2 protein-coding genes are annotated in these 1,360 nt (G+C 77.2%); both read right to left on the bottom strand.

Going from position 1 to position 1,360, the window contains the following annotated elements:
* Positions 1 to 357, bottom strand: a 357-nt coding sequence (locus tag DQW85_RS22910) for a helix-turn-helix domain-containing protein (protein ID WP_162795258.1), incomplete at its 3' end; no start/stop codon positions are given.
* Positions 358 to 435: 78 nt separating this feature from the next.
* The coding region (locus DQW85_RS22915) for an FKBP-type peptidyl-prolyl cis-trans isomerase (RefSeq protein ID WP_113702194.1) at positions 436 to 1,360 on the bottom strand (925 nt) is incomplete at its 5' end.

The raw sequence follows: 1,360 nt of genomic DNA on the forward strand, positions 1-1,360 counted from the left end.
CGCCTCGGCCTGCTCCTCGGCGCCCAGCGCGTCGACCACGGCGGCGAGCACCGAGGCCAGCACGCCGTAGTCACGCGGTGGCAGGCTGACCGACCGCTCCACCTCGGCCCTGCGGTAGACCTTGGCCGGCCGGCCGCTGCCCGGCCCGCGCCGCTCGGGCCGTCTGAAGCCGCTCTCCAGCAGCCCGGCCTCCACCAGCTTGTCGAGGTGGTGCCCGGCGAGGGTCCTGGAGACCCCCGCGGCCTCGGCCGCCTCCGCCCGGCCCACCTCGCCGCCGCTGCCCGCCACGGCCTCGTACAGGCTGCGCCGTACGGGGTCGTGCAGCAGGGCCAGGGCATCCAGGTGGTCTTCGCTCACGACCGGAGTCTAGGACCCGCCACGGCCTCTCCAGGCCCTCAGGCGGGCTGCCCAGGCGGTGAGCACGGGTCAGTACGGTCAGTACGCCGCGATCACGTCGATCACGAAGACGAGGGTGTCTGCGGGGAGGACGCCGAGCGCCCGGCGGCCGGTCGGGCCGTAACCGTGGGAGGGCGGGACGACCATCAGGACGCGGCTGCCGACGGGGACGCCCGCGAGCGCCCGGTCCCATCCCTTGATGACGCCGCCGTCGCCCAGCGTGAACGCCCTGGGCTGCCCGGTGCTCCAGGTGGTGTCGAAGACGCGCCCTCGCTTCCAGACCGCGCCCGTGTACTGGGCGACCAGGAGCCCGCCCACCCGCGTCCGGGGCCCTGCCCCCTCCGACAGGACCTCGGACACGAACCGGGCGGGCGGGGCCGACCTGGGGATGGAGAGCTCGGGGCGGGCGCCGCCGGTGACGCGCACACCCGCGAGCGCCCCGCCTCGCCCGGGCACCGGCTCGCCCTCCGGATGCGCGCCGAGGATGTCGACCACGTACACCAGCCCGTCACCGCGCCGCGAGCCACGCGAGGGGCCCGTGGCGGGCCCGTTCCCCGGACGGGGGGTGTGTGACGGGTGGGCTCCGGGGCCGTGGCCGGGTGGGACGGCCGCGATGATCCTGCTGCCGACCCTGCGCCCCGTCAGGGCCCGGTCCAGGACGGGTGTCAGCCGCCCCACCGGGAGGGCCGCCGGGGCGCCGCGGTTGAAGGTGGAGTCGGCGAGCCGGTTGCCGCGGCCGTCCCACACGTGCGCCGTGTACTGGACGATCGCCAGGTCCCCCTCCTTCAGGGCGGCTCCGGTGCCCCCGGTGAGCTGGTCCGTGAGCGGTCCCGCGGCGGGGCCGCCACGCGGGAACACGATGGTCGGCCGGGCCCCGAACGCGCCGCCCACGCGCAGCCCGCCGACCGTCTCCAGCGCAGCGTCCGTCAGCGGCCCACCGGCGGTCTCCGGCCCGCCGCCGCCC

The organism is Nonomuraea lactucae, from assembly GCF_003313395.1.
GTDB lineage: Bacteria > Actinomycetota > Actinomycetes > Streptosporangiales > Streptosporangiaceae > Nonomuraea > Nonomuraea lactucae.